Source organism: Nonomuraea sp. NPDC002799, assembly GCF_053592075.1.
The window spans coordinates 72,871-96,121 of record NZ_JBSFVA010000015.1 but is presented as its reverse complement, the minus strand read 5'-3'; the positions used below and the strand labels follow the sequence as shown (position 1 = coordinate 96,121).

The 23,251-nt window shown below is 69.6% G+C and carries 24 protein-coding genes; 13 read left to right on the top strand and 11 right to left on the bottom strand.

The genetic code is table 11. The annotated features are described in order from the left end of the window. The first annotated feature begins 19 nt into the window (after window positions 1–19). On the top strand, window positions 20–928 hold the full coding sequence (locus tag ACWD0F_RS26300; RefSeq protein ID WP_449879761.1) for a fatty acid desaturase family protein: 909 nt from the start codon (window positions 20–22) through the stop codon (window positions 926–928). Window positions 929–938: 10 nt separating this feature from the next. On the opposite strand, the gene ACWD0F_RS26295 is transcribed toward ACWD0F_RS26300, so the two are convergent. The 4 genes from ACWD0F_RS26295 to ACWD0F_RS26280 all read right to left on the bottom strand — a co-directional run bounded on the left by ACWD0F_RS26295 (window position 939) and on the right by ACWD0F_RS26280 (window position 4,572). Next, on the bottom strand, window positions 939–1,160 hold the full coding sequence (locus tag ACWD0F_RS26295; RefSeq protein WP_449879759.1) for a hypothetical protein: 222 nt from the start codon (window positions 1,158–1,160) through the stop codon (window positions 939–941). A gap of 130 nt (window positions 1,161–1,290) precedes the next feature. Next, window positions 1,291–3,039, bottom strand: a complete 1,749-nt coding sequence (locus ACWD0F_RS26290) for a bifunctional metallophosphatase/5'-nucleotidase (RefSeq protein WP_449879757.1) — start codon at window positions 3,037–3,039, stop codon at window positions 1,291–1,293. 24 nt (window positions 3,040–3,063) lie between these two features. Next, window positions 3,064–3,831: an alpha/beta fold hydrolase gene (locus ACWD0F_RS26285; RefSeq protein ID WP_449879755.1), complete on the bottom strand. Its 768-nt coding sequence runs from the start codon at window positions 3,829–3,831 to the stop codon at window positions 3,064–3,066. 9 nt (window positions 3,832–3,840) lie between these two features. Then, a complete protein-coding gene (locus ACWD0F_RS26280) occupies window positions 3,841–4,572 on the bottom strand; it encodes an SDR family NAD(P)-dependent oxidoreductase (protein ID WP_449879753.1) in 732 nt (243 codons plus the stop codon). Between the two features lie 67 nt (window positions 4,573–4,639). Between ACWD0F_RS26280 and ACWD0F_RS26275 the strand changes: the two genes are divergently transcribed. Further along, window positions 4,640–5,263 (top strand): TetR/AcrR family transcriptional regulator, encoded by a 624-nt coding sequence (locus tag ACWD0F_RS26275; RefSeq protein WP_449879751.1) that lies wholly within the window; start codon window positions 4,640–4,642, stop codon window positions 5,261–5,263. 27 nt (window positions 5,264–5,290) lie between these two features. Here ACWD0F_RS26275 and ACWD0F_RS26270 read toward each other — a convergent pair whose 3' ends face one another. After that, entirely contained in the window at window positions 5,291–6,952 is a 1,662-nt protein-coding gene (locus ACWD0F_RS26270; RefSeq protein WP_449879749.1) for an alpha-amylase family protein, read from the bottom strand. A 135-nt stretch (window positions 6,953–7,087) separates the two neighbouring features. Here ACWD0F_RS26270 and ACWD0F_RS26265 point away from each other — a divergent pair, with 135 nt between their 5' ends. Both ACWD0F_RS26265 and ACWD0F_RS26260 read left to right on the top strand, forming a co-directional pair. Continuing rightward, window positions 7,088–7,222 carry a hypothetical protein gene (locus tag ACWD0F_RS26265; RefSeq protein ID WP_449879747.1) on the top strand — a complete coding sequence of 45 codons (135 nt, stop codon included), beginning with the start codon at window positions 7,088–7,090 and terminating at the stop codon, window positions 7,220–7,222. Next, the gene (locus tag ACWD0F_RS26260; protein ID WP_449879745.1) at window positions 7,219–8,382 is read left to right on the top strand and encodes a methyltransferase domain-containing protein; all 1,164 of its coding nucleotides are present in this window, start codon (window positions 7,219–7,221) and stop codon (window positions 8,380–8,382) included. The genes ACWD0F_RS26265 and ACWD0F_RS26260 overlap by 4 nt, the downstream gene beginning before the upstream one ends. A gap of 62 nt (window positions 8,383–8,444) precedes the next feature. Here the strand turns inward: ACWD0F_RS26260 and ACWD0F_RS26255 are convergent, their stop codons facing one another. Then, a complete protein-coding gene (locus tag ACWD0F_RS26255; protein ID WP_449879743.1) occupies window positions 8,445–9,137 on the bottom strand; it encodes an alpha/beta fold hydrolase in 693 nt (230 codons plus the stop codon). Between the two features lie 49 nt (window positions 9,138–9,186). Here ACWD0F_RS26255 and ACWD0F_RS26250 point away from each other — a divergent pair, with 49 nt between their 5' ends. Continuing rightward, complete coding sequence (locus ACWD0F_RS26250; RefSeq protein WP_449879741.1) at window positions 9,187–9,894, top strand: helix-turn-helix transcriptional regulator; 708 nt, start codon at window positions 9,187–9,189, stop codon at window positions 9,892–9,894. A 111-nt stretch (window positions 9,895–10,005) separates the two neighbouring features. Here ACWD0F_RS26250 and ACWD0F_RS26245 read toward each other — a convergent pair whose 3' ends face one another. Then, on the bottom strand, window positions 10,006–10,419 hold the full coding sequence (locus ACWD0F_RS26245) for a hypothetical protein (protein WP_449879739.1): 414 nt from the start codon (window positions 10,417–10,419) through the stop codon (window positions 10,006–10,008). Between the two features lie 461 nt (window positions 10,420–10,880). On the opposite strand from ACWD0F_RS26245, the gene ACWD0F_RS26240 reads away from it, so the two are divergent. Beyond that, window positions 10,881–12,734: an RCC1 domain-containing protein gene (locus ACWD0F_RS26240; RefSeq protein ID WP_449879737.1), complete on the top strand. Its 1,854-nt coding sequence runs from the start codon at window positions 10,881–10,883 to the stop codon at window positions 12,732–12,734. 245 nt (window positions 12,735–12,979) lie between these two features. Here ACWD0F_RS26240 and ACWD0F_RS26235 read toward each other — a convergent pair whose 3' ends face one another. The 3 genes from ACWD0F_RS26235 to ACWD0F_RS26225 all read right to left on the bottom strand — a co-directional run bounded on the left by ACWD0F_RS26235 (window position 12,980) and on the right by ACWD0F_RS26225 (window position 15,971). Beyond that, entirely contained in the window at window positions 12,980–14,014 is a 1,035-nt protein-coding gene (locus tag ACWD0F_RS26235) for a hypothetical protein (RefSeq protein ID WP_449879735.1), read from the bottom strand. A 116-nt stretch (window positions 14,015–14,130) separates the two neighbouring features. After that, window positions 14,131–14,808 carry a GntR family transcriptional regulator gene (locus tag ACWD0F_RS26230; protein WP_449879733.1) on the bottom strand — a complete coding sequence of 226 codons (678 nt, stop codon included), beginning with the start codon at window positions 14,806–14,808 and terminating at the stop codon, window positions 14,131–14,133. After that, window positions 14,805–15,971: an aminotransferase class V-fold PLP-dependent enzyme gene (locus ACWD0F_RS26225; RefSeq protein WP_449879731.1), complete on the bottom strand. Its 1,167-nt coding sequence runs from the start codon at window positions 15,969–15,971 to the stop codon at window positions 14,805–14,807. The genes ACWD0F_RS26230 and ACWD0F_RS26225 overlap by 4 nt, the downstream gene beginning before the upstream one ends. Before the next feature lie 129 nt (window positions 15,972–16,100). Between ACWD0F_RS26225 and ACWD0F_RS26220 the strand changes: the two genes are divergently transcribed. From ACWD0F_RS26220 to ACWD0F_RS26205, 4 genes are read left to right on the top strand one after another with little or no spacing between them, the layout of a single operon-like run. Continuing rightward, entirely contained in the window at window positions 16,101–17,066 is a 966-nt protein-coding gene (locus tag ACWD0F_RS26220) for an ABC transporter substrate-binding protein (protein ID WP_449879729.1), read from the top strand. After that, entirely contained in the window at window positions 17,063–17,944 is an 882-nt protein-coding gene (locus ACWD0F_RS26215) for an amino acid ABC transporter permease (RefSeq protein WP_449879726.1), read from the top strand. The genes ACWD0F_RS26220 and ACWD0F_RS26215 overlap by 4 nt, the downstream gene beginning before the upstream one ends. Continuing rightward, a complete protein-coding gene (locus tag ACWD0F_RS26210; protein ID WP_449879724.1) occupies window positions 17,941–18,705 on the top strand; it encodes an amino acid ABC transporter ATP-binding protein in 765 nt (254 codons plus the stop codon). Before ACWD0F_RS26215 ends, ACWD0F_RS26210 begins: the two co-directional genes overlap by 4 nt. Then, the gene (locus ACWD0F_RS26205) at window positions 18,702–19,799 is read left to right on the top strand and encodes a M20 family metallopeptidase (RefSeq protein WP_449879722.1); all 1,098 of its coding nucleotides are present in this window, start codon (window positions 18,702–18,704) and stop codon (window positions 19,797–19,799) included. The genes ACWD0F_RS26210 and ACWD0F_RS26205 overlap by 4 nt, the downstream gene beginning before the upstream one ends. Here the strand turns inward: ACWD0F_RS26205 and ACWD0F_RS26200 are convergent. Then, complete coding sequence (locus ACWD0F_RS26200) at window positions 19,796–20,776, bottom strand: aldo/keto reductase (protein WP_449879720.1); 981 nt, start codon at window positions 20,774–20,776, stop codon at window positions 19,796–19,798. The genes ACWD0F_RS26205 and ACWD0F_RS26200 overlap by 4 nt on opposite strands. A 62-nt stretch (window positions 20,777–20,838) precedes the next feature. On the opposite strand from ACWD0F_RS26200, the gene ACWD0F_RS26195 reads away from it, so the two are divergent. The 3 genes from ACWD0F_RS26195 (at window position 20,839) to ACWD0F_RS26185 (ending at window position 23,221) form a co-directional block, all read left to right on the top strand. Beyond that, entirely contained in the window at window positions 20,839–21,717 is an 879-nt protein-coding gene (locus ACWD0F_RS26195; protein WP_449879719.1) for a LysR family transcriptional regulator, read from the top strand. 31 nt (window positions 21,718–21,748) lie between these two features. Continuing rightward, window positions 21,749–21,949 carry an EF-hand domain-containing protein gene (locus tag ACWD0F_RS26190; RefSeq protein WP_449879717.1) on the top strand — a complete coding sequence of 67 codons (201 nt, stop codon included), beginning with the start codon at window positions 21,749–21,751 and terminating at the stop codon, window positions 21,947–21,949. Between the two features lie 99 nt (window positions 21,950–22,048). Then, entirely contained in the window at window positions 22,049–23,221 is a 1,173-nt protein-coding gene (locus ACWD0F_RS26185; RefSeq protein ID WP_449879715.1) for a PucR family transcriptional regulator, read from the top strand. Window positions 23,222–23,251: the final 30 nt, after the last annotated feature.

The following is a 23,251-nucleotide window of genomic DNA, read 5'->3' as shown; positions in this document are numbered from 1 at the left end:
GCGTCCCTTTTATTACGCAGTGAGACTCAGCTTGATCGCCGTCGCCTTCGTCGGGTGCTGGGCACTGTTCGCCTGGGTGGGCGATTCCTGGTGGCAGCTTGGCGTCGCGGTCGTGATGGCCCTGGTCTTCACGCAGATCGGGTTCGTCGCCCACGACCTCGGGCACCGGCAGGTGTTCAGGACGCGGCGACCGGGCGACATCGCCGGGCTGATCATCGGCAACCTGTGCGTCGGGCTCGGCTGGGGCTGGTGGAACACCAAGCACAACCGCCACCACGCCAATCCCAACCACGAGGACCACGACCCTGACGTCTCCCCCGCCGTCCTCGTCTGGTCCACCGAGCAGGCCACCCGCAGCCAGGGCCTACCGCGATTCCTCGCCAGACATCAGGCTTTCTGGTTCTTTCCGCTGCTCACCCTGGAGGCCTGGCACCTGCACATCGCCAGCTTCAAGGCGATGTTCGAGCCGACGGCCAAGCGGCCCTGGGTGGAGCTGACGCTCCTCGCCACGCACTTCGTCCTCTACTTCGGCGCGATCTTCACCCTGCTGCCCGTCGGCAAGGCGCTGCTCTTCATCATCGTGCACCAGGGCCTGTTCGGGCTCTACCTCGGCAGCACGTTCGCGCCCAACCACAAGGGCATGCCCGTGCTGACCAAGGAGGACAAGCTCGACTACCTGCGCAAGCAGGTGCTGACCGCGCGCAACGTCAGGGGCGGCTGGTTCACGGACGTGGCACTCGGCCAGCTCAACTACCAGATCGAGCACCACCTGTTCCCCAACATGCCGGCCCCCAACCTGCGCCGCGCCCAGCCGATCGTCGAGGAATACTGCCGGGAGATCGACGTCAGCTATCTGGAGACAGGTCTCTTCGAGTCATACGGGCAGGCTCTGCGGCACCTGCACGAGGTCGGCGCCCCGCTGCGCTGATCCGGGCCTCTCACCTGCCCTTCTTGTTCTCCAGCCGCTCACTCAAGGTATCCCTGCGGCGCTCGAACTCGGCGATCAGCCCGTCCAGCTCATCCGCCTGGGTGATCATGGCCGAGATCTCGATCTGGTCGGTCGCGCCGATCTCGGGGATCTGGTTCCGGATGTCCTGGCTTTGGGCTCGCAACCGGGCCAGGTCCTCTTCGACCTGGCGCAACTCTTCCTTAGTACTCATCCAACAGCTCTACCCACCGTGTGCCCGTGCGCACGTCGCGGCGGCCCGCCACGTGCGCACGGTGAGCGTTGCCCTGGAGGGAGCCCGGCCATGGTCGGCGGGTGGGCCCTCCCGTGCGCAGCCGTAAAGACTAGAAGACGGGAACCCCGTCCCTGGTCAGCTTCCAGTTCGGGGCGGAGAAGTCAGACGGGTCGATGGTGCCCTTGGCCGTCGCGTACTCGATCAGCGCCTGGCGGATCTCCACCTGCGCGTTGTAGAGCACCTCGGCCCCCGTGACGTGCGGGAACCCGCCGCCGCCCGACTGGCGGTAGTTGTTGATCGCGACCACGAACTCCTTGTCGGCGGGCACCGCCGCGCCGTCGTAGGTCAGGTTGGCGATACGCTGCCCGACCGGCTTGGCGATGTCGATGTCGTACGCCACCCCGGAGAGCTGGTCGTAGTTGTAGTCGGGGGTGCCGGCGGCGTTCGTCAGCTTGGCGACGTCGACCGGGTCCGCGGGGCCGAGCTGGTTGAAGTACTTCGCCGAGTACTCCAGGTAGTCCTTGATCTGCGCGCCGGTCAGCTTCACGGCCAGCAGCGTGTTGTCGAACACGTAGAGGCCCGCCACGTCACGCACGCGCACGTCGCCGGCCGGGAAGACGGCGGTGCGGCTGAACGGCGCCGCGATCGACAACACCGGCAGCGTGTTGTCCGGCAGCGCCTGCTTGACCGTCTCCACCTGCACCTGCTGGATGTAGTCCAGGATCGGCGTGTCCTTGTACGGCGACTCCGCCGCCGACAACTCCTGCGCCGACTTGGCCACGACCTTGTTCACGTAGCCGACCGTCGTGTCGTGCTGCGGCTTGAGCAGCGCGACGATCTTCGGGTCCTCCGCGACCGTGTTCGTGTTGACGGTGGTCGAGGACTTGCCCGTGACCACCCACCGGCCGCGCTCCTTGGCGAGCTGGAAGTCCAGCCGCGACAGGCGCTGGCCCCACTTGCCCGGCTCGGTCAGCAGCACCTGCTGCCCCGTGACCTTGTTCGTCACGAACTTCTGCGCCACCTCGTTGTGCGCGTGCCCGAAGAGCACCGCGTCGATGCCCGGCACCTGCTCGGCCACCATCGCGGAGGCGTTCTCGATCGGCAGGTCGCCGCCGTAGGACGACATGCCGTTGTCGCCCGCGTGCGCCGTCACCACGACCACGTCCGCGCCGAGCCCGCGGATCACCGGCACCCACTTCTTCGCCGACGCGACCAGGTCGGTGAAGCGGAGCCGGCCTTCGACGTTCGCCTTGTCCCAGATGGCCACGCCCGGGTTGGTCAGGCCGAGCACGCCGACCTTGATCGGCTTGTCGCCCTTGACCTTCATGCTCTTGATCACGAACGGCCGGTACGCGGGCAGCCCGGTCTTGTCGTAGACCGCGTTCGCACCGAGCACCGGGGCCTTCATCTGCTTGATCCAGGTGGCCAGCAGCGGCAGACCGTAGTTGAACTCGTGGTTGCCCAGCGTCACGGCGTCGTACCCGATGGCGTTCATGGCCTTGGCCATCGGGTGGACCTGCCCGGTCCGGGTGATCGGCTCGACCTTGGCGTAGTAGTACGCCAGCGGCGTGCCCTGGATGGTGTCACCCGAGTCGAACAGCAGCGTGTGATCCGCTCCGCGCTCCGCCCTGATCTGCTTGACCAGCGAGGACACCTTCGCCAGGCCGACACTGTTGCCGGCGCTGTCGGCGTAGGCGGTGTCCTTGAAGTAGTCCCAGTTGACGGCGTTGCTGTGGAGGTCGGAGGTGCCCATGACCGTGACGGTCACCGACTTGGCGCCGGCTTGGGCGGGGAGCGCCACCAGAGCCAGCGCGCAGGAGGCGGCGGCTCCGATGAGGGCGAGCTTCTTGGTCTGCATGGGCTGGAGAGTAATCAGGATAAATCACTCATTGGTTACTTTCATGATGAAATCCCTGATCAGGGTGGTGACTTCGGCGGGACGCTCGTGCACGACGACGTGGCCGCTGTCGAGCTCGGCGTACTCGCTGCCGGGCAGCGCGGCGTGCAGGGCACGGGCGTGCTCGACCGGGATCAGGTGGTCCTGGGTGTTGCCGACGACCAGCGTCGGCACGGTGATCCTGGGCAGCAGGTCCCTGATGTCGACCCGCAGGTCCAGCTCGATCTGGCGCACCGTCCCGTGCGGCGCCTCCCCCGCCATCAGGGCCTCGGCGCCGGCCCTGCTGACGAATCCCGGGCTGAAGCCCACCAGCGGCCCGTACGCGGCGAAGCTCTCCGGGTCGGTGGCGGCCAGCCTGGCCCAGGTCCGCAGGCCGAGCTCCAGGCGGCTGTCGGCGAGGTGCGTCCAGCCGGCGATCAGCACGAGGCTCCTGACCAGCTCGGGCCGCTCGGCCGCGACCTTGGCGGCCACGACCGCGCCCAGCGAGAAGCCGACGAGGTCGGAGCGTTCCTCGAAGGTGGCCGCGACCTGGCCCGCGAGCAGATCGAGCGAGAGATCGCCGCCGGGGTCGGCGGTCTGGCCGCTGCCCGCGTAGTCCGGGGTGATGACGGTCCGGATGTCGCTCAGGCCCGGCACGAGATGGGCGTAGTTGCTGACGGCGTCGCCGCCGCTGCCGTGCACCATGACCAGGCCGGGGCCGCTGCCCGCCCGGTGATAGTGAACGACGCCTGAGTTGTGGGTGACCGTGGGCATGAGGTGCTCCTAGAGGTTTCCGCCGCCGGTGGCGTCGATGGTGGTGCCGGTGATGAAACTCGCGTCGGGCGAGGCGGCGAACGCGACCGCGGCGGCGATCTCGTCCACGTGGCCGATGCGGTTGAGCGCGTGCCGGCCGGCCGCGTACGCCGCCGCGCCGGGGTCGCGCAACCAGGAGGCGTTGACGTCGGTGTCGATGATGCCCGGCGCGACGTTGTTGACCGTGATGCCCCGGGGCCCCAGCTCCTTGGCCAGCGCCAGGGTGAACACCTGCACCGCGCCCTTGGTCATCGCGTACGTGATGCCCTCGGGGAAGGCGATGCGGGCCACGCCCGAGGTGATGTTCACGATCCGGCCGCCGTCCGGGATCAGCGGCAGCACCTGCTGGGTGAGGAAGAACAGGCCGCGCACGTTCACCGCGAACAGACGGTCGAACTCCTCCTGCGTCGCCTGCCCGATGGGCTTCGACATGCCGATGCCCGCGTTGTTCACCAGCACGTCGAGCACGTCCGTCTCGCTCCTGAGCCGGTCGGCGAGCCGGTGCACGTCCTCCTGCGCGCCCAGGTCGGCCTGGACGGCGAACGCGCTGCCGCCACCCTCCTCGATGAGCCGCACGACCTCCTTGGCCGCGCCCTCCTCCCTGGCGTAGTTGACCACCACGCGGAAGCCGTCGCCGGCCAGCCGGAGCGCGACGGCCCGGCCGATCCCCCTGCTCGCGCCCGTCACCAAGGCTGTCCTCATCTGCGCCATCCATTCTTTAGCGATCGATACAGAAACCGTAGCATAGCGATCGCTATAGAATGGACGCATGGCCAGACAACGGGCATTCGACAGGGAGGCGGCGCTGGAGAGCGCCATGCGGGCGTTCTGGCGGCACGGCTACGAGGCGACCTCGATCGCCGAGCTCACCGCCGCCATGGGCATCCGGCCGCCCAGCCTGTACGCGGCCTTCGGCGACAAGCGGCGGCTGTTCGAGGAGGCGGTGCGGCGATACCAGGAGACGTACGGTGCCTTCACCACCCGCGCGCTCGCCGAGGAGCCGACCGGGCGGCAGGCCATCGGGCGGGTGCTGCGCGAGGCGGCTGCCGTCTACGCCGACCCGGAGCATCCGGCGGGCTGCCTGATCATTTCGGCGGCGGTGAACTGCGGGCCCGAGTCGGCCGAGGTGGAGGCGTTGTTGCGGAGCTTCAGGGAGGAGGCCAAGGCGGCGCTCAAAAGGCGCATCGACGGCGATCTGGCGGCCGGACTGCTGCCGGCCGGCACGGACACGGGTGGTCTGGCCGCGTTCTACGCGTCGGTGATCCAGGGCATGTCGACGCAGTCGCGCGACGGGACCAGCGAAGCCGACCTGCTCAGCGTGGCCGACCTCGCCATGTCCGCCTGGCCCTTGACCGGGCCGTCACCCTCGTCCGGGGCGCTTACAGGGCCTTGACCGAGGCGCCGCCCTCGTCCGGGGCGCTTACAGGGCCTTGACCGAGGCGTCCTCCGGGAGCACCTGCGGCGGCGCCGCGCGCAGCCAGCGGCACCCGTGCGGATCCATCGGCAGCTTCGCCACGCCCTTGTCCGACACCTCCAGTGTGCCGTCCACCAGCAGGTCCGTCAGGGAATAGTGCTCCAGGCCCTCCAGCGTCAGCTCGACGTCCACAGCCTGGTCGCTCAGGTTGTGCGCGACCACGACGGTGGCGCCGTCGGCGTCGCACCGATGGGCGAAGATCGCGCCGTGCCCGGTGTCCAGGATCGTGCAGTCCCCCCATGCCAGCTCAGGACACTCCCGGTAGCGCTCGATCAGCAGCTGGAACCAGCGCAACAACGAGTTCGTGTCCCGCTTCTGGTCGGCCACGTTGACCCGGTCAGGGGCGAAGGCGCCCTCGGGGATCTCGCGTACCGGCTCGGCCTGGCTGAACCCGCCGTCCGCCGACCACTGCATCGGCACGCGGACGGCCATCCGGCCTTCCTCTTCGAGGTTCTCCCCCATGCCGATCTCCTCACCGTAGAAGATCACCGGCGTGCCCGGCAGCGAGAACATCAGGCTGTACGCCATCTTGATCCGCCGCAGATCGCCGCCGAGCATCGTGGGCAGGCGCCGGCGCAGCCCCCGGCCGAAGATCTGCATGTCCTTGCTCGGCCCGAACGCCTGGAAGACCTCCTCGCGCTCCTCATCGGTGAGCTTGTCGAGGGTGAGCTCGTCATGGTTGCGCAGGAACACGGCCCACTGGCAGTCCTTCGGCGGCTTGGGGCGCTCGCGGAGGGCCTCGTTGAGCGGGGTGGCGTCGTTGCGGGCCAGCGACAACCAGGTGCGCTGCATCCCGATGAAGTCGAAGCACATGGTGACCTGGTCACCGAGACCTTCACCGAAATACTTGACCAGGTCGGGATAGGGGACGTTGACCTCGCCCAGCAGGATCGATCCGCCCATGCGCCGCGTCATGAAGGCGCGCAGGTCCGCCAGGAACTCGTGTGGGTCCGCGAGCGGCGGGTCGATGTTCTCGATGAGGAACGGCACCGCGTCCACCCGGAACCCCGACAGCCCGAGCTCCATCCAGAAGCCCAGGATGCGCGCGATCTCATCCCTGACCTGGGGGTTGCCGACGTTCAGATCCGGCTGGTGCCGGTAGAAGCTGTGCAGGTAGTACTGCTTCGTCTTCTTGTCCAGCTCCCAGACGCTGTCCTCCTTGTCGGGGAAGACGACCTGCGAGGGGTCGTCCGGTTCGGGGGTGTCGGACCAGACGTACCAGTCGCGCAGCGGCGAATCCTTGCTCGACCGCGATTCCTTGAACCAGGGGTGCTGGTCAGAGGTGTGGTTGACGACCAGATCGGCGATCACGCGCAGGCCCCGGTCATGCGCCGTGCGCATGAACTCCACGAAGTCGCCCAGCGTGCCCAGTCGAGGATCAATGCTGTAGAAGTCGGTTATGTCGTATCCGTCGTCCCGGTTCGGCGTGGGGAAGAACGGCATCAGCCACAGACAGGTCACGCCGAGCCCGGCGAGATAGTCGATCTGCTGCGTCAGCCCGCGGAAGTCGCCCACGCCGTCGCCGTTGCCATCTTTGAAGGTTTCCACGTCGAGGCAGTAGACGACCGCATTCTTGTACCAGACGTCGGAGGTGTACGTCAGTCGCATACGCCCCCGCTACCCCTATCCGGCCCTCTCAGACCCCGGCCACCGGGGTGGTCATGCGGCTTACGGAAACTCCCTTGCCCATTCCGCTGAGTAGTCGTACGGTTACGGCGAATCGGTGAGCGGGCAGGAGGCCACGTGGGCAAACACGAGGGTGAAAAGCAGAGCGACAAGCCCTTCAAGCCCGAAGAGCAGGGCCCGGACAAGGCCCAAGGCGGGAACGGCCGGCACAGCAGCGGCGACAGGAACAGCGACGGCAAAGGCAAGAAGTGACCGATGTCGCCGGGCGGACGGAGGCGCTGATCAGCGAGGTCAGCGCCCTCGTGCCGGACGCGGCCCGGGTCTGGGACACCATCCGGGCCGTGCCACGCCACCCCTACATCCCCCGCGTGGGCCAGGCATGGGGTCCTCTCGGCGGCATCCGGGTCATCGACCGCGGCCGCGATCCCGGCGACTGGTGGACCGCCGTCTACTCCGACACCAGCATCGTCACCCAGCTCGACGACGGCGCCACCGACCTCGCCACGGGCGCCGGTGACTGCACGTCCTCGGCCTCGGCGCCCAGCACGGTCGTCCACCTCCTCAAGCTCCTCGACCCCGAGCCCGGTCACCGCGTGCTCGAGATCGGCACCGGCACCGGCTGGACGGCGGCGCTGCTCTCCCACCTGGTCGGCGCGGCCAACGTGACCTCGATCGAGGTGGACAAGACCGTCGCGGACCAGGCCGCCGGAAACCTCGCCGCCGACGGCGTCCACCCCCACCTCATCGTGGGCGACGGCGCGGACGGGTGCCCGTCGCGAGCTCCGTTCGATCGGGTGCACGTCACCTGCGGTATCCAGGCCGTGCCGTACGCGTGGATCGAGCAGTGCAGGCCCGGTGCCGTGATCGTGCTGCCGTACCGGCCGGGGTTCGGCACCGGCCACGCGCTGCGGCTCATCGTCGCGCCGGACGGCAGGGCGCACGGCCGCTTCCCCGGCTACGCCGACTACATGATGATGCGCTCCCAGCGCAGAGCCCCCGGCCAACCCGCGCGCACCCCCGAGGACAAACACCACCTGACCACGAGCGTCGACCCGCGCACCATCGCCTACGCCCCCGCCGGCGCGGACCTCGCCATCGCCGCCCTGACCGGCCTGGCCGCCCACGGCAGCGCCGAGCCCGACGAGGACGGCGAGCTGTACCGGTTGTGGCTGTCCGACCCGGCCGATTCCTACTCGTGGGCCGTGGTGGATTGGCGGCCGGGCGAGCAGGAGTACGAGGTGTACCAGGTGGGCGACCGGCCGCTGTGGGACGAGGTCACCGACGCCTACTTCCGCTGGGTGTCCTGGGGCGAGCCCGGCCGCGATCGTTTCGGCATGACCGTCACCCCCGACGGCCGGCACATCTGGCTGGACAGCCCTACGACCGGGAGCGTCTCAGCAAGTGTGAGGTGAGCCTTTCCGCGCAACAGATGGGTCCGGGTGTCGTGATCGGCCGGCGTCGCCCGGACTCTCGGTCAGCTGGGTCTGCCGGCGAGGAAGTTCTCGATGCGCCGGGCGAGAGCGGCGGGCGCTTCGAGCATGGGCAGGTGTCCGCTGTCGAGGGATTCATGCCAGCTCGTGTCGAGGTTGCGCGCGAATCGTTGTTGCAGTCCGATGGGGAGCTCAGCGTCTTGGCTGGTGGAGAGGTAGCCTCGACGTTCGGGAAAACCGCCGCCCTGCGGCGTGTCCAGGTAGAGACGCAAAGACTCGGGGTTGAACTCCGCCACGATGCGGTCGGCCGTCTCCGTATCGACCCGGCCGGCCACGCCTCGCCGGATGGCGCCATCCGGGGGCCGGGTGCCGGCCAGTCGCATCGCCAGGCTCAGCACGAGCCGGTTCGGCAACGGCATCGACGCGACAAAGCTGCGACCCGGCTTCGGCACGACTGCCGTGACCGCCAGGAACGCGCTCACCCGGTCAGGTGCGAGGGTGACTACTTCCGCTGCGACGGTCCCGCCACTGGAGTGCGCGACGACCGCGAACCGCTCCCACGGTGCCGACTTCAGTGCCGCGGCGGCGTACTCCGCGAGCGAAGCGCGATCATGACGCGGTCGCTCGGCGACCACCGTCTCGTGCGATGCGGCCAGTTCGGCGCGCACCTGGTCCCAGATCCAGACGGGAAGACCGGCACCGCTCAACAACAGGATCGGTTCTTTCAACTGTGTCATGCTGCCACTCTGGACGCTCTGCATGTCACCGTTATGGCACCATTCACGCATGAACCGCACCGACCGGCTCTACGCGATCCGCGAAGAGCTCCGCCGTGCCGGTCCCCGAGGCCGTACTGCCGAACAGCTCGCCACCACATTCGAGATCAGCGTCCGCACCGTCAAACGCGACATCTCCGCCCTGCAACAGGGCGGGTTCCCGGTCTGGGCGCGTACGGGCCGGATCGGCGGATACGTCGTCGATCGCGCCGCCACCCTGCCACCGGTGAACTTCACCGCCGCCGAAGCCTCCGCGCTCGCTGCGGCGATCGTGGCACACCGTGGACAACCATTCGACAGGCAGGCCCGAGCTGCCCTGGCGAAGGTGCTGGCGGTGATGGACCCGCAGGCGCGGCAGCACGCGGACGCCTTGACCGAGCGGATCTGGATCGACCACAGCACCGCCGACGCAGCTGACCCGCGCCGACGCAACGCGATCGAACTTGCCCTTCAGGAGCGCAGGGTCCTCTCGCTGCACTATCGCGATCGTCACGGTGCGCCGACAACGCGCCGGGTTGACCCCCAGCTGCTCGCGTTCACGGCGGGGCACTGGTTCCTCGTGGCGCGCTGCCACCGGCGCGAGGCCATCCGGTGGTTCCGCCTCGATCGCATCGAACGCGCGCGTCTCACTGCCCAGCCGGCCATCGACGTACCCGTCGAAGAGCTCGGAACACCTCCCCCGACGGCGGCCTCCGTCCAGAAACGACTTGCGACGTGATCCCGGCGAGTCGCTGCCACTGAGGCCATTTCCCGCCAACGGTCTGACTGGGCAGCGGATCTAGCTGGACAGCCCTTCGACCCGGGAGCATCTCAGCACGTGCGAGCCGAGTCAGTCGAAAAGCTGCTCCGCACTGGTCACATGCAGCGACTTGGTGAGCCAGCTCCGAAGCAGCGGGATGTCCACGCAGGACATGACACGCTCACGAACCGGCTCAGAGATGACGATGCCGCGCTCCTGCAGAACTTGCAGAACGGCATTAGCCTCACCGATCGCTTCACCCCTCGCCTCACCGATCGCTTCGCCTTCGGTCCGGAGCATCTGCGCGAATTCCGACTTGTACCGGTAGTTCTGCATGAGGATCAGCCATCTCCATATCTGCCGGGCTTCAGTGTCCCCGAGGCCTATTTCCGTTTGTTCGGCGAGGTAACCGGCGGTGCCGGTGTCGATGGTGTTCAGCGCATCGGCCAAGGTGCGATTCGTCGCACCGAGCAGCCATGACCAGGAGCAGTCGGAGCGAGCCACCTGCGCAGGTGGCTGCGTCCACAGAGCGTAGAGGTGATCGCTCCTGACGATGTCCCAATCCTCGATGCTGCGCTGGGCTTTCGCCCGAGTTCGCCGCTTTTACGGTGTTGTATGACGGCTTTCTAGAAAGGTCCTGTGACTACGTGGACCAGAAGGCCCGTGGCTTCGTAGGAGCTTGACCGCGCCGGCTCCACTCCTCAGCTCAGTGAAACTCTAGGCCGTCAAAAATATCTTTTCACGGGCTCATCCACATTGCAGAAACAGCGATCCGAATCAAATGGAAAACATTCTGTTACGCTCCCCGTCGCGCCAGGAGATCATTGTTCGGCGGCACCTTCCGCTTCTTCTGGCTTATCCAATGGCGATTCGGCGGCTGAAGGGTCGTGGTGAGGGTGGGTATTCGGTGGGGGGCAGGGTCCGCGGCGCGGGCCGGCCGGCGGTCGGGCACCGCGTTGTGCCTGATGATCGCGCTCGTGATCGGGCTTGTGGGAGCGGGCGTAGGCACGGTGAGCGCCGCCGCCGTGCGGGGGGCCCGCGCTCCCGGGTCCGAGGTGTTGACCTGGGGGCGCAACCAGTTCGGCCAACTGGGAAATGACTCTACGGAGCACAGCAGCGTGCCGGTGACGGCGTTGCTTCCCGCAGGAACCGCGATCACGCAGGTCAGCGGAGGCTATGGGTTCAGCATGGCACTGACCTCGGGCGGGCAAGTGTGGGCCTGGGGCGAGAATCCCAACGGTCAACTCGGGGACGGCACCACGAACAGCAGCCCCGTACCGGTGCAGGTGGCTTTGCCCGCGGGCAGCACCGTCACCGCCATCGCCGTCGGTGACGACCACACCCTGGCCCTGACCTCCACAGGAGAGCTGCTGGCCTGGGGGTACAACGACTTCGGTCAGGTCGGCGACGGAACCACCACCGACAGGGACGCTCCGGTCGAGGTGGACCTCCCGAACGGCACCACGATTGAGGCGATCGGCGCCGGCGCCGGCCACAGCCTGGCGGTGACCTCGGACGGGCGGGTGCTGAGCTGGGGATACAACAACACCGGCCAGCTGGGGATCGGCAACAATGACGACAGCGCGGTGCCCGTGGAGGTGCCCCTTCCCGACGATGTCACGGTGACCGCGGTGGACGGTGGCTCGGCCCACAGCCTGGCGCTCACCTCAACCGGTCAGATGTGGTCATGGGGCTGGAACAACTATGGCCAGTTGGGTAACAACAGCACCGCTCAGAGCAACGTTCCGGTACGGGTGCAGTTGCCGGATGGGACGACCGTCGCCGCCATCTCGGGAGGCCACGGCTGGTTCAGCCTGGCAGTGGAGTCCAGCGGGCGACTGCTCGCCTGGGGAGACAACTCCTACGGTCAACTGGGCAACGGCACCACCACCCGGAGCACCGTTCCGATCCAGGCCGAGCTGCCTGCCGGCACCGCCATCACGGCGATCGCGGCCGGTGATGACCACGTTGTGGCGCTGACGTCCGCAGGACGCGTACTGACCTGGGGATACAACCGCTACGGCCAGCTCGGCGACGGGACCGTCATCAACAGCAGCCTGCCCGTCGAGGTGGACCTGCCTGCCGACGTCACGGTCCAGGTCATCGGCTCCGGTTCGTACCACGGCATGGCCGTCGTGCCCTTGGCACTCGAGGAGACCACCACCACGCTGTCGGCCGCACCGGAAGAACAGGTTTACGGCGAGCCGGTGACACTGACAGCAGAGGTGCTATGTCCGGCCGAAACCGCAACCGGCACCGTTGTCTTCAGCACGAACGGCACCGAACTGGGCACCGCCACCCTTGAGGACGGCCGCGCCACGCTCGTCGTCACCTTTCTCGCCGTCGGCCAGCACTCCATCACCGCCGACTACGAAGGCGACGACGCATGCCCCCCGTCCGCCTCGCAGCCGGTAACGGTGACCATAACGTCGGCGCCCGCGATCGGCGAGACCAAGACCAAGCTCAAGGCCATACCGGCTAAGCAGGTCAAAGGCGGCTGGATCAAGCTGGCAGCGGACGTGAAATGTACGGAAGGCACCGCAACCGGCACCGTCGCCTTCTTCACCCGCACCCGCAGGATCGGCACCGCCACCCTTGAGGACGGCCGCGCCAAACTCACCGTCCGTGTGAACACCGTCGGCCGGCACACCTTCAGCGCCCGCTACCGGGGAAGCGCCTTCTGCGAGCCGTCCACCTCAGCCCCCGTAACCGTCGTCGTACGACACCACCACGACGGCCACCACGGCCACCACGGCCACCACGGCCACAACAGCCACCACGATCACAACGGTCACCACCACATGCCCATGGCCGACTGATCCAGGTCCAGGTCCAGTCCAGGTCCAGGTCCAGGTCACGCTGGTCCTGATCGCCATACCCCGCCGATGTCAGCAGGGTGCAGGTCGCGGCGGCCGGTGCGGCAGGCTGTTCGAAGCAGTCTGCCGCCCGGGCCGTAGTGTTCACACTCTCAAGTACACGGTCTGGCGGACCTCGACATGGCCGGAGATCGGGACCCGAGCCCGACGCTGAAGAACTCACGGATCCTCACAAGCTCCGCCGAGTGTCACGGCTCCAGTAGGGTTCCCCAGCCACGCTCGGCCGCACGTCGCACGACCGCGCTCGCCACCGCAGCGTCCTGTACGCCCACTCCGGTGAGGTCGGCGATGGTGATCTGGTCGTCGTCGGTGCGGCCCGGGTGGGTGCCCGCCACCAGCGCGCCGAGTGAGATCACCGAGTCACGCCGGACCACGCCGGCCTCCAGCGCATGGTGCAGCTCGCCCTGGGTGGCGGCCTGCGCGATGTCGTCGGCCACCAGCACGTCCGCGCGGGCCAGCAGGCCGGCGGCCAGCTCCTGTTTGGCCGGCAGGTCGGAGCCCATCGCCGTGATGTGGGTGCCCGGCGCGATCCAGGCGGCCTGGAGCACCGGCTCGCGCGCCGCCGTGGCGGTGATCACCAGTGTCGCGTCGCGGACCGCGGACTCGGCCGAGTCGGCGACGTCGACGGTGACGCCGCACTCCGCGCTCAGGGAGGCCGCGCGCTCGGCCGCCCGGCCGCTGTCCCGGCCCCACAACACGACGTGTTCGACCGGCCGTACGCGCAGGACCGCCTCAAGCTGGAACTGTGTCTGCTGGCCGGTGCCGAGGATCGCGACCCGGGCAGGGCCGGGCCGGGCGAGGAGCTCCGCCGCGAGCCCGCCCGCGGCGCCCGTGCGCAGTTCGGTCAGCCATCCGTTGTCGAGGATCAGGGTGTCCGGCAGGCCGGTCCGTGCGCTGAGCACCAGGGACAGACCGCCGACCACGGGCAGGCCGAGCTTCGGGTTGTCGGCGAACCCGGTCGCCGCCTTCACCGTCCACAAGTCGTGTCCCGGCCCGAGCCAGGCGCCCTTGACGTGCACCTCACCGCGCGTGTCGAGGAAGTCGAAGTGCATGACGTCGGGCAGCACCGCACGTTCCTCGGCCAGGGCGAGGAACGCGCCGCGCACCGCCTCCCGCGCGCCGTCGGCGTCCAGCAGCGCGCGTACGTCGTTCTCCCGCAACACGCGAATCGTGCCCGGCTTGCCACCGCTCACCGCGCCAACGCCTGTCGTGTCACCACTCACCGTGTCACCACTCACCGTGCCACCACTCACCGTGCCACCACTCACCGTGCCACCGCCCTCCGTGCCACCATCCGCCGCGTTACCGCTCACCGTGTCGTCGTTCACTAGGCCGCCGTTCACTGGGCCTCCCTGCCGATGACGCTGCCGATCAGCTCTGCGGCGCCGCGCAGGTGTGCCCGCAGGGCGGCCTGTGCGGCAGGCGCTCCGCCGGTCCTGAAGACGTCGAGCAGCTCGCGATGCTGGACGACCTGTTTCTCCACCGCGTCGTAGGCACGATCAGTGACGGCGAAGAGCATGCGCAGCTCGCTCAGCGCGCGGCGTTGCGTCTCGATCAGCCGCTGGCTCTCGGTCCCCGCCGAGAGCGCCAGGTGGAGAGCTATGTCGGCGTCGGCCACCGCGGCGGCCGAGCCGCGCTCGGCCGCGCTCGCCATGCGCTCGAACGCCTCCTCCAGCGGCTCCAGCGCCTCGGCGCCGCCGTCGAGCAGGCGGGCGAGACCGGCGCTCTCGATCACCTCACGGGCGGAGTAGATGTCGTCGAGGTCCGCGGCCGTGAGCCTGCGCACCTCGATCCCGCGGTTGACGTGGTGGGTCAGCAGACCTTCGCGGACGAGCATGGTCAGTGCCTCGCGGACCGTCGTACGGGCGACGCCGGCGCGCTCGGCGAGCTCGTTGTCGCGCAGGGACTGGCCCGGCGTGAAGGCTCCCGCCAGGAGTTCCTCGCGCAGCGCGGCGGCGACCCGCTCGGCCGTCGTCCTGCGCTCGACACCCAGCCTGCGCTGCGTGCCCTCGCTCATGCCACGGCTCCCAGCGCCTCGGCCACGCGTACGGCGAGCAGTTCGTCGTCCGCCGGGTCGACGGTCTCCAGGCACAACACGAGCTGACGCCCCTCCGGGACGGCGCGGATGCTGGGCGTGCCGGCGGCGAGGTGGCCGGCGAGCGCGCCGGCGTCGCCGGCGGGATCGATCAGGGTGAGCACCAGGGAGTTCACGGGAGAGTCCACGATCCGTTCGTCGAGGGTGAAGCAGGCCGGCGCGACGCGCGCGACGTCGGTCGCGGCACCGCTCACCCGCTCCGCCAGGTGCTCGGCCCGCGTGCGGTAGCCCTCCCAGCGGGCGTCGTGGTCCATGGCCACCCACTCCTGGAGCGCGACGGTCGTCGCGACGACGGTCGCCCGGTCGAGCTTGAAGACCCGGCCGAACGTGAGCCAGCGCCCGGACTCGTAACCGGTGAAGTCGATCGCGCGCACCGCGGCCATCAGGTCGGCGTCACCGCACACGAAGCCACCGGCGTTCGGACCCCAGAAGTACTTGGCGCTGAAGCAGGTGAGGTCGGCGCCGACGGCAGTGTACTGCTTGAGCAGATCGACGGGGTAGCTCATGTAGGCCGCGTCGACGATCACCGGCACGCTCCGGTCGTGGGCGATCCGCACGACCTCGTCGAGCGGCAGCGTCCCGTTCGCGGCGTCCAGGTGGACCGGCAGCAGGATCGCCGCGGTGCGCGGCCCGATCGCCGCCGCCAGCTCGTCAGCCGTGGTGCCGTCCGGACCGCCCACCTCGACCAGACGCGCGCCCGCCAGCGTCGCGCACCGGGCGTACTTGTAGCGATGCCCGTGCTGCAGGAGCACCTCATCGGGGGCGTCGTCGGTGTGCGGGAGCGTCTCCATCCGCTTGCCGTCCATCCGGGCGATGCAGGCCGCGACGGAGAGCGCGATGGCCGCCGAGGCTCCTGGGACCACCCGTGCCGCCGGCGCGTCGACCAGCTCGGCGATCAGCTCGCCCGACCGGTCGAGCAGGTCGGGCAGCGACGCGAACGCGGCGTTGGCCGCCGTCGCCGCGGCCCACACGGTGGGCGACAGGACGGAGCCGCCGAGGTCGGTGTAGATGCCGCAGGCGTTGATGAGGGGCGGGACGCCGAGGGGCGCGACCGCTGAGAAGGGAGCAGCGTCGGGGAGCGTCACAAGGACTTCCTTCAGGTCTTGGATTGTCCGATCAGCGGATTTGCCGATTGACGGATTGTCGGAAAGTTTGCCATTCTGGCGACGCTGTTTCAACCGAGCCCGCAGCACGGCACCACCCGAGGAGCTCTCGTGTCCGACTTCCCCCGCCTCCGGCCTGCTCTGACGGGACTCACCACCGTCGCGCTGCTGGCTCTCAGCGCCGCCTGCGGCGGCTCCGCCGACCCGGCGCCGGCCACCGCGAACAAGCCCGCCGCCGGCAGGACGGTCGCCGGCCTCCAGATCGCCGCCGATCCGGCGCTGCACGCCAAGCTGCCCGAGTCCGTACGTTCGTCCGGCAAGGTGCGGGCCGGCACCGACCCGACGATCCCGCCGTGGGAGATGCGCGACGAGGACGCCACGACGATCATCGGCATGGACGTCGACCTCGGTCAGGCGATCGGCGCCAAGCTCGGCGTCGACTTCGTCTTCACCGCGCAGCAGTTCGACGGCCTCATCCCGGCCATGCAGGCCGGCAAGCTCGACGTGGCGATCTCGAACATGGCCGACACCGCCGAGCGCCAGGCCGTCGTCGACTTCGTCGACTACGCCTCCGACGGAGCGTCGCTGATGGTCCCCAAGGCAGCCGCCGGCACCATCAAGGGGCTGACCGACGTGTGCGGCAAGAAGGTCGCGCTGACCGCCGGCTCCACGTACGAGAAGTTCGTCAGAACAGAGGTCAAGGCCCGCTGCACGGCGGCGGGACAGCCGGAGGCGACCCCGCTCGTCTTCCCCAACGACGCCGCCACCCAGCTCGCGGTCAAGAGCGGCAAGGCCGAGGCGACGCTCACCGACGGCCCGAGCGCCGCCTACATCGCGCGTACGGTCGACGGCGGCAACGCGTTCGCCGTCGTCCTGGACCCGGCCGCGCCGACCGGCTACCATCCGGTCCCGATCGGCATCGCCATGACGAAGACCAAGCCCGAGCTGCGCGACGCCGTCAAGGAGGCGCTCCAGGCGCTGATCACCGATGGCACATACCGCCGCATCATGGACAAGTACGGCCTGGCGGACTACGGCGTCAAAAGCGCGACCGTGAACGCGGGAGCCGCGGCATGAGCGACGGCCCCCTCGACGGCCCACTCGACGGCGCACTCGACGGCGCGGTTCCGATCCGGGCGGTCCCGGTGCGCCATCCGGGCCGGTGGACCGCGGCCGCCGTGCTGCTCGTGCTGCTGGCGGCCATGCTCGCCTCGCTGGCCGGCAACCCGCGCGTGGAGTGGGGAACGGTGGGCGACTACCTGTTCCGCGGGCTGACGCTGCGCGGCGTGCTGGTGACGCTGGAGCTGACCGCGCTCGCGATGGTCGTCGGGATCGTCGGCGGCGTGCTGCTCGCGGTGATGCGGTTGTCGGGCAACCCGGTGCTGAAGGCGGTCTCCTGGGTGTACGTGTGGTTCTTCCGTGGCACCCCGCAGCTCGTGCAGATCATCTTCTGGGGCTTCCTCGGCGCGCTGTACCCGCGGCTCTCCCTCGGCATCCCGTTCACGGACGTGGTCTTCTGGTCGGCGGAGACGAGCAGCGTCGTCGGCGCGTTCACCGCCGCGCTGCTCGGCCTCTCGCTCAACGAGGCCGCCTACGCCGCCGAGATCGTCCGGGGCGGCATCGTCTCCGTGGACCACGGCCAGCGCGAGGCCGCTCAGTCGCTCGGGCTGGGCTCCATCCAGACCATGCGTGTGATCATCCTGCCCCAGGCCATGCGCGTCATCATCCCGCCGATGGGCAACGAGGTGATCACCATGCTCAAGACCACGGCCCTGGTCTCGGTCATCGCCGGCCAGGACCTGCTGACCAACCTGCAGAACGTCTACGCCCAGAACTTCAAGGTCATCCCGCTGCTGATCGTCGCGAGCATCTGGTACCTGGCGCTGACCACGGTGCTCAGCCTCGGGCAGACGCTGCTCGAACGCCGCTTCGGCCGGGGGGTGGCGGTCCGATGAGCACGCCCCTCGTGCGCGCGCAGGGCGTGCACAAGAGCTTCGGGCACACCCAGGTGCTCTGCGGCGTCGATCCGGAGGTCGCCCCTGGCCAGGTCACCTGCCTGCTCGGTCCGAGCGGCTCGGGCAAGTCCACGCTGCTGCGCTGCGTCAACCGGCTGGAGGCCATCGACGCGGGCCGCCTGGAGGTGGACGGCGAGCTGGTCGGCTACCGGCAGGTCGGCGACCGGTTGCACGCCATGCGCGAGCGCGAGGTCGCCCGGCAGCGCCGCAAGGTCGGCATGGTGTTCCAGCGTTTCAACCTGTTCCCGCACATGACCGCACTGGAGAACGTCATGACCGCCCCGGTCCTCGTCCAGCGGCAACCACGCGATCAGGCGCGCGAGCGCGCCGCCGAGTTGCTCGGCCGCGTGGGGCTGGCCGACAAGATGTCGTCCTATCCCGCCCAGCTCTCCGGCGGCCAGCAGCAGCGGGTCGCGATCGCCCGCGCGCTGGCGCTGCGGCCCAAGCTGATGCTCTTCGACGAGCCGACCTCGGCGCTGGATCCCGAGCTGGTCGGCGAGGTGCTGGAGGTCATGCGTACGCTGGCGGCCGACGGCATGACGATGATCGTCGTCACCCACGAGATGGGCTTCGCCCGCGAAGTCGCCGACGAGGTGCTCTTCCTCGACGGCGGGCGGGTGCTGGAGGCCGGACCGCCGGAGGCCGTCCTGGGCGCCCCGAGCCACGAGCGTACCCGCGCGTTCCTGTCGAGGATGTTGTGAGCGCGGCGGCCTTCGGTCCCGACCCGGTCGGGCTGACCCAGGCGCTGATCAGGATCGACACCCGCAACCCGCCCGGCGAGGAGCACCGCGCCGTACCGCTGTTGCAGCGGCGTCTCACCGAGCTCGGCGCCACCTGCCGCACCTTCGAGCCGCACCCGGGGCGCAGCTCGCTGATCGCCGAGGTCGGCGATCCGGGCGCGCCGGTTCTCGCGCTCTGCGGCCATCTGGACACCGTCGGCTTCGATCACGACGACTGGCGGCAGGACCCGCTCGGGGGCGTGATCACCGGCGACCGGCTGTACGGGCGCGGCTCGACCGACATGAAGGGCGGCATCGCGGCCCTGGTGGAGGCCCTCGCGGCGGTACGGTCACGCGGCACCCGCCCGGCCTGGCTGCTGCGTTTCCTGCTGCTGGCCGACGAGGAGGACGGCTCCGGCGTCGGCGCCGCGCTGCTGCCCGCCGACGTCCTCACCGCCGACCTCGGCATCGTGACCGAGCCCACGGCGCTGCGCGCGACGACCTCCGAGCGCGGCGCCGCGTGGTTGCGCTTCGACGTCCGCGGCGTCAGCGCCCACGCGAGCCAGCCCGAGTCAGGACGCTCCGCGATCTCGGCCGCCGCCGAGCTGGTGACCCGGCTGGACACGGCGCGGGCGGCGAACGTCGGGCGCATCGAGGGCGGCACCGAGCCCAACATCATCGCCGAGTCCTGCCGGCTGCGCGTCGATCGCCGGCTGCGCGTGGGAGAGTCCCGCGACGACGTGCTGGAGTGGGCGTACGGTCACGCCGACGCCGTCTCCCTCGCCCGTGACGTCGCCATCGAGGTCGCGCTGGAGGATCTCTGCCTGGCCTCGGCCTCCGACCCCGCCGAGCCCCGGGTCACCGCGGCCATCGCGGCACTCGACCCTGACGGCGACGGGCCCAGGCAGTTCGGCGCCACCACCGACGCGCGCTTCCTGCGGGCCGCCGGGACGCCGACCATCGTGTGGGGCCCGGGAGACCTGCGCCGCGCGCACACCGTCGACGAGTGGGTGTCGGTCGCCGAGCTGGAGACGGCGACCGCCCGGCTCACCGAGCTCTACCTGGGCAGCCGTTAGAGCAGGGTGCCGCCGGTGACCTCGAACGTGGTGAGGGCGGCGTCGATCCTCGCCAGGGTGTCCGGGTGCAGGGTGAGGCCGGCGGCCAGGAGGTTCTCCTCGATGTGCGCCGGGGTGCGGCTGCCCGGGATCGTCACCACGTGCTCGTCCTGGTGCAGCAGCCAGGACAGGGCGAGCTGGGCCGGGGAGATGGACAGGTGGGTGGCGAGCGCTCTGATCGGGGCGTACCGGTCGTTGTTGGCGGCCAGGTTGCCGGCCGAGAAGCGAGGGGCGTTGTGGCGGAAGTCGCCCGCCCCGAGCGACTGCACCGTGCCGGTGAGGAAGCCCGTGCCCAGCGGGCTCCAGGCGACGATGCCGACGCCGAGCTCCCGTGCCGTCGCCAGCAGGTCGGCGTCCACCGGCCGCCACATCGACCACTCGTTCTGCACGGCCGTCACCGGGTGGACGGCGTGCGCGGCGCGTAGCTGGGCGGCCGTCACGTTGGACAGGCCGACGTGCCTGATCAGGCCGTCGCGCACCAGACCGGCCATCGCGCCGACCGTGTCCTCGATCGGCACGCCCGGGTCCGGGTAGTGGGCGTAGTACAGGTCGATCACGTCGGTGTCCAGGTTGCGCAGGCTGCGTTCGGCGTAGCGGCGCACGAGGGCGGGGTCGGCGTTCACGCGGAGCTCGCCGAACGCGTAGCCGACCGGATGCGGCCTGCTCGGCTCACCCTGCGGGATCGCCAGGCCGAACTTGGTCGCCACCACCACCTCGTCCCGCCGGCCCTTGATCGCGCGGCCCACCAGGCGTTCGTTGTGGCCGTCCACCCCGTAGGCGTCGCTCGTGTCCACATGGGCCGCGCCCGAGTCCAGCGCCGTCTTGAGCGCCGCCTCGGCCCGGGTGTCGTCGATGTCCCCGTAGACGCCCGGCGACAACACCATCGCGCCGAACCCGATGGCGGGGACCTGCAGGTTTCCCAGTGAGCGTGTCTTCATGCCCTCGATCCTGCTGCGCGGGCGGGGGCGGCGTCCAAGACCTGTTGTGATAACCAGTGGTTATGGATGTGCATCTGCGGGAGTTGCGGTATTTCCTGGCGGTGGCCGAGGAGCTGAACGTGACGCGGGCCGCCGAGCGGCTGTTCGTCTCGCAGCCGGCTCTGTCCAAGCAGCTCAGGGTGCTGGAGCGGCAGCTCGGGTTCCGGTTGTTCGAGCGGGTGCACAGCGGGGTGGTGCTCACCCGGCAGGGCGAGGCGTTGCTGCCGATCGCCCGTGACCTGCTCGAACGGTGGAACGCCGGACTGCGGAGCGTGCGGGCGGCGGCGCCGGCCGGGACGCTGGTGATCGGGATGCAGACGGCCGTGGGCAGGGGGTTGCAGCAGGAGGCGTTGCGCCGCTTCCGTACGGCGATGCCGGGGTGGGAGGTGTCGCTGCGGCTGGTCGGCTGGGACGATCCCAGCGGCGGACTGGCCGACGGGTCCTCCGACGTGGCGTTCATCTGGTTGCCGGTGCCGCCGGGGTTGCGGACCTACGTGCTGGCCACCGAGAGCAGGGGTGTGGCCATGCCGTCGGGGCATCCGCTGGCCGCGCTGTCGCAGGTCCCGTTCGCGGCGCTGCGCGACGAGCCGTTCATCGCGCTGCCCGCGGCGGCGGGCCCGCTGCGGGACTTCTGGCTCGCGCTCGACGCGCGCGACGACGAGCCCGTCGTCGGGGTCACCGCGAACACGCCGGAGGAGGTGTTCGAGGCCGTGACCAGCGGACTCGGTGTGGTGCTCGTCGCCGAGGGGAACGCCGCGCTGTACAACCGGCCGGGCCTGACCTACCGGCCGGTAATCGGATTGCCTCCGGGGGAGTTGGCGATCGCTTGGCGGGAAGGGGGTGAAAGTCCACAAGTCACGGCATTCATCGACGCACTACGACAAGTCACTACTAAGGTCTGACGCGATATCAGATCTCGCAGAAGGGCGACACATGAGCGACCACGCGATCACCTTCAACCTGATCGACGCCGACAAGGACGGCCGGATCTCGGCCGTGGAGCTCGTACGGCTGATGGAGGTGCTCGGCCAGCCCGTGACCCTGGAGGCCGCGCAGGCAGGTGTGCAGAAGCTCGACAAGGACGGCGACGGTCTGATCGACATCGACGAGTTCGCCGCCTTCGTGGGGAAGTGAGCGTTCCGCCGGACAGATTTGTTCATCCGGATTTGACATGAAACAAGCATTTGCTACACAACTTCTGTCGCCTGGTTCACAATGGCGGCAGGAGGGACGATGGCCATCAAGAGTGACAGCAGCGAAAGCCGAACACCCGCGGACATCGTGAAAACGCTCAGGGCGGGCATCGGCCGAGTCTCGGAAGAGGTGATCGAGGAGATCCAGGCCAGGATCCCCGAGTACGCCCGCCCGTCGGACGAGTTGTACATCAAGGTCGTCAGGATGGCGGTCGAGCAGGCGATCGAGGGCTTCCTCGACCGCGTCGAGAACCCGGCCGCCACCTGGGACCCCGAGCCGTTCCGCATGATCGGCAAGGGGGAGGCGGCCGAGGGCCGCAACCTGGAGCCCCTCCAGACGGCGATGCGGCTCGGCGCCCGGGTCGGCTGGCGGCGCCTGACGGAGATCGCCGACCCGCTCGGCCTGTCCCCACAGTCCCTGTACGACCTGGGCGAGACCATCTTCGTCTACCTCGACCAGCTCGCCGACGCGGCGGCCGAGGGCTTCGAGGAGGCCAGGGCGCACGCCGCCGGAGAGATCGAACGCCGTCGCGGCCGCCTCCTCGACCTCCTCCTCAGCCGCCCGCCCGCCGGCGCGGAGGCCATCGCCGACCTGGCCAAGGCGGCCGGCTGGCGGTTGCCCAGGAACGTCGCCTGCGTGGCGCTCGACGACCGCCCCAGCACCCCCGCGCTGCCCCCCGACGTGCTCATGGGGCTGGAACGGCCCGCGCCGTGCCTGCTGGTGCCCGATCCGCGCGGGCCCGGCCAGGCCCAGATGCTGGACCACGCGCTGCGCGGCCACCGGGCCGCCATCGGGCCCGCCGTGCCGCTGTCCGCCGCCGCGGCGTCCCTGCGCTGGGCGAGCGAGGCGCTGGAGTTGTCGCGGCGCGGTGTGTTGCCGCGCGGGCTGCTGCGGTGCGAGGAGCACATGGCGACGCTGGTGGTGTTCAAGGACGAGGAGCTGGTCAGCACGCTGGCGGAGGCGCGCCTGGCGCCGCTCTCCCATCTGCGGCCGACGCAGCAGGACCGGCTGGCGGAGACGCTGCTGGCGTGGTTGCGGCATGGGCGGGGCGCGGGCGAGGTGGCCGCCCGGCTGCACGTGCATCCGCAGACCGTGCGTTACCGGCTGCGGCAGCTGGAGGAGCTGTACGGCGACCAGCTCGCCGATCCGGACATCCGGTTCGAGCTGGAGATCGCGCTCCGCGCCCGTCAGGCAGCACTCACCGACCGCTGACCGCTTCCCTCACCCCGCGCCCTCACCCCG

Bases quoted from the DNA above. Each gene is read 5' to 3' on its own strand.
- ACWD0F_RS26295 (WP_449879759.1), bottom strand. From the start codon at position 1,160: ATGAGTACTAAGGAAGAGTTGCGCCAGGTCGAAGAGGACCTGGCCCGG.
- ACWD0F_RS26290 (WP_449879757.1), bottom strand. From the start codon at position 3,039: ATGCAGACCAAGAAGCTCGCCCTCATCGGAGCCGCCGCCTCCTGCGCG.
- ACWD0F_RS26285 (WP_449879755.1), bottom strand. From the start codon at position 3,831: ATGCCCACGGTCACCCACAACTCAGGCGTCGTTCACTATCACCGGGCG.
- ACWD0F_RS26280 (WP_449879753.1), bottom strand. From the start codon at position 4,572: ATGAGGACAGCCTTGGTGACGGGCGCGAGCAGGGGGATCGGCCGGGCC.
- ACWD0F_RS26275 (WP_449879751.1), top strand. From the start codon at position 4,640: ATGGCCAGACAACGGGCATTCGACAGGGAGGCGGCGCTGGAGAGCGCC.
- ACWD0F_RS26270 (WP_449879749.1), bottom strand. From the start codon at position 6,952: ATGCGACTGACGTACACCTCCGACGTCTGGTACAAGAATGCGGTCGTC.
- ACWD0F_RS26255 (WP_449879743.1), bottom strand. From the start codon at position 9,137: ATGACACAGTTGAAAGAACCGATCCTGTTGTTGAGCGGTGCCGGTCTT.
- ACWD0F_RS26250 (WP_449879741.1), top strand. From the start codon at position 9,187: ATGAACCGCACCGACCGGCTCTACGCGATCCGCGAAGAGCTCCGCCGT.
- ACWD0F_RS26240 (WP_449879737.1), top strand. From the start codon at position 10,881: ATGATCGCGCTCGTGATCGGGCTTGTGGGAGCGGGCGTAGGCACGGTG.
- ACWD0F_RS26230 (WP_449879733.1), bottom strand. From the start codon at position 14,808: ATGAGCGAGGGCACGCAGCGCAGGCTGGGTGTCGAGCGCAGGACGACG.
- ACWD0F_RS26215 (WP_449879726.1), top strand. From the start codon at position 17,063: ATGAGCGACGGCCCCCTCGACGGCCCACTCGACGGCGCACTCGACGGC.
- ACWD0F_RS26210 (WP_449879724.1), top strand. From the start codon at position 17,941: ATGAGCACGCCCCTCGTGCGCGCGCAGGGCGTGCACAAGAGCTTCGGG.
- ACWD0F_RS26200 (WP_449879720.1), bottom strand. From the start codon at position 20,776: ATGAAGACACGCTCACTGGGAAACCTGCAGGTCCCCGCCATCGGGTTC.
- ACWD0F_RS26195 (WP_449879719.1), top strand. From the start codon at position 20,839: ATGGATGTGCATCTGCGGGAGTTGCGGTATTTCCTGGCGGTGGCCGAG.
- ACWD0F_RS26190 (WP_449879717.1), top strand. From the start codon at position 21,749: ATGAGCGACCACGCGATCACCTTCAACCTGATCGACGCCGACAAGGAC.
- ACWD0F_RS26185 (WP_449879715.1), top strand. From the start codon at position 22,049: ATGGCCATCAAGAGTGACAGCAGCGAAAGCCGAACACCCGCGGACATC.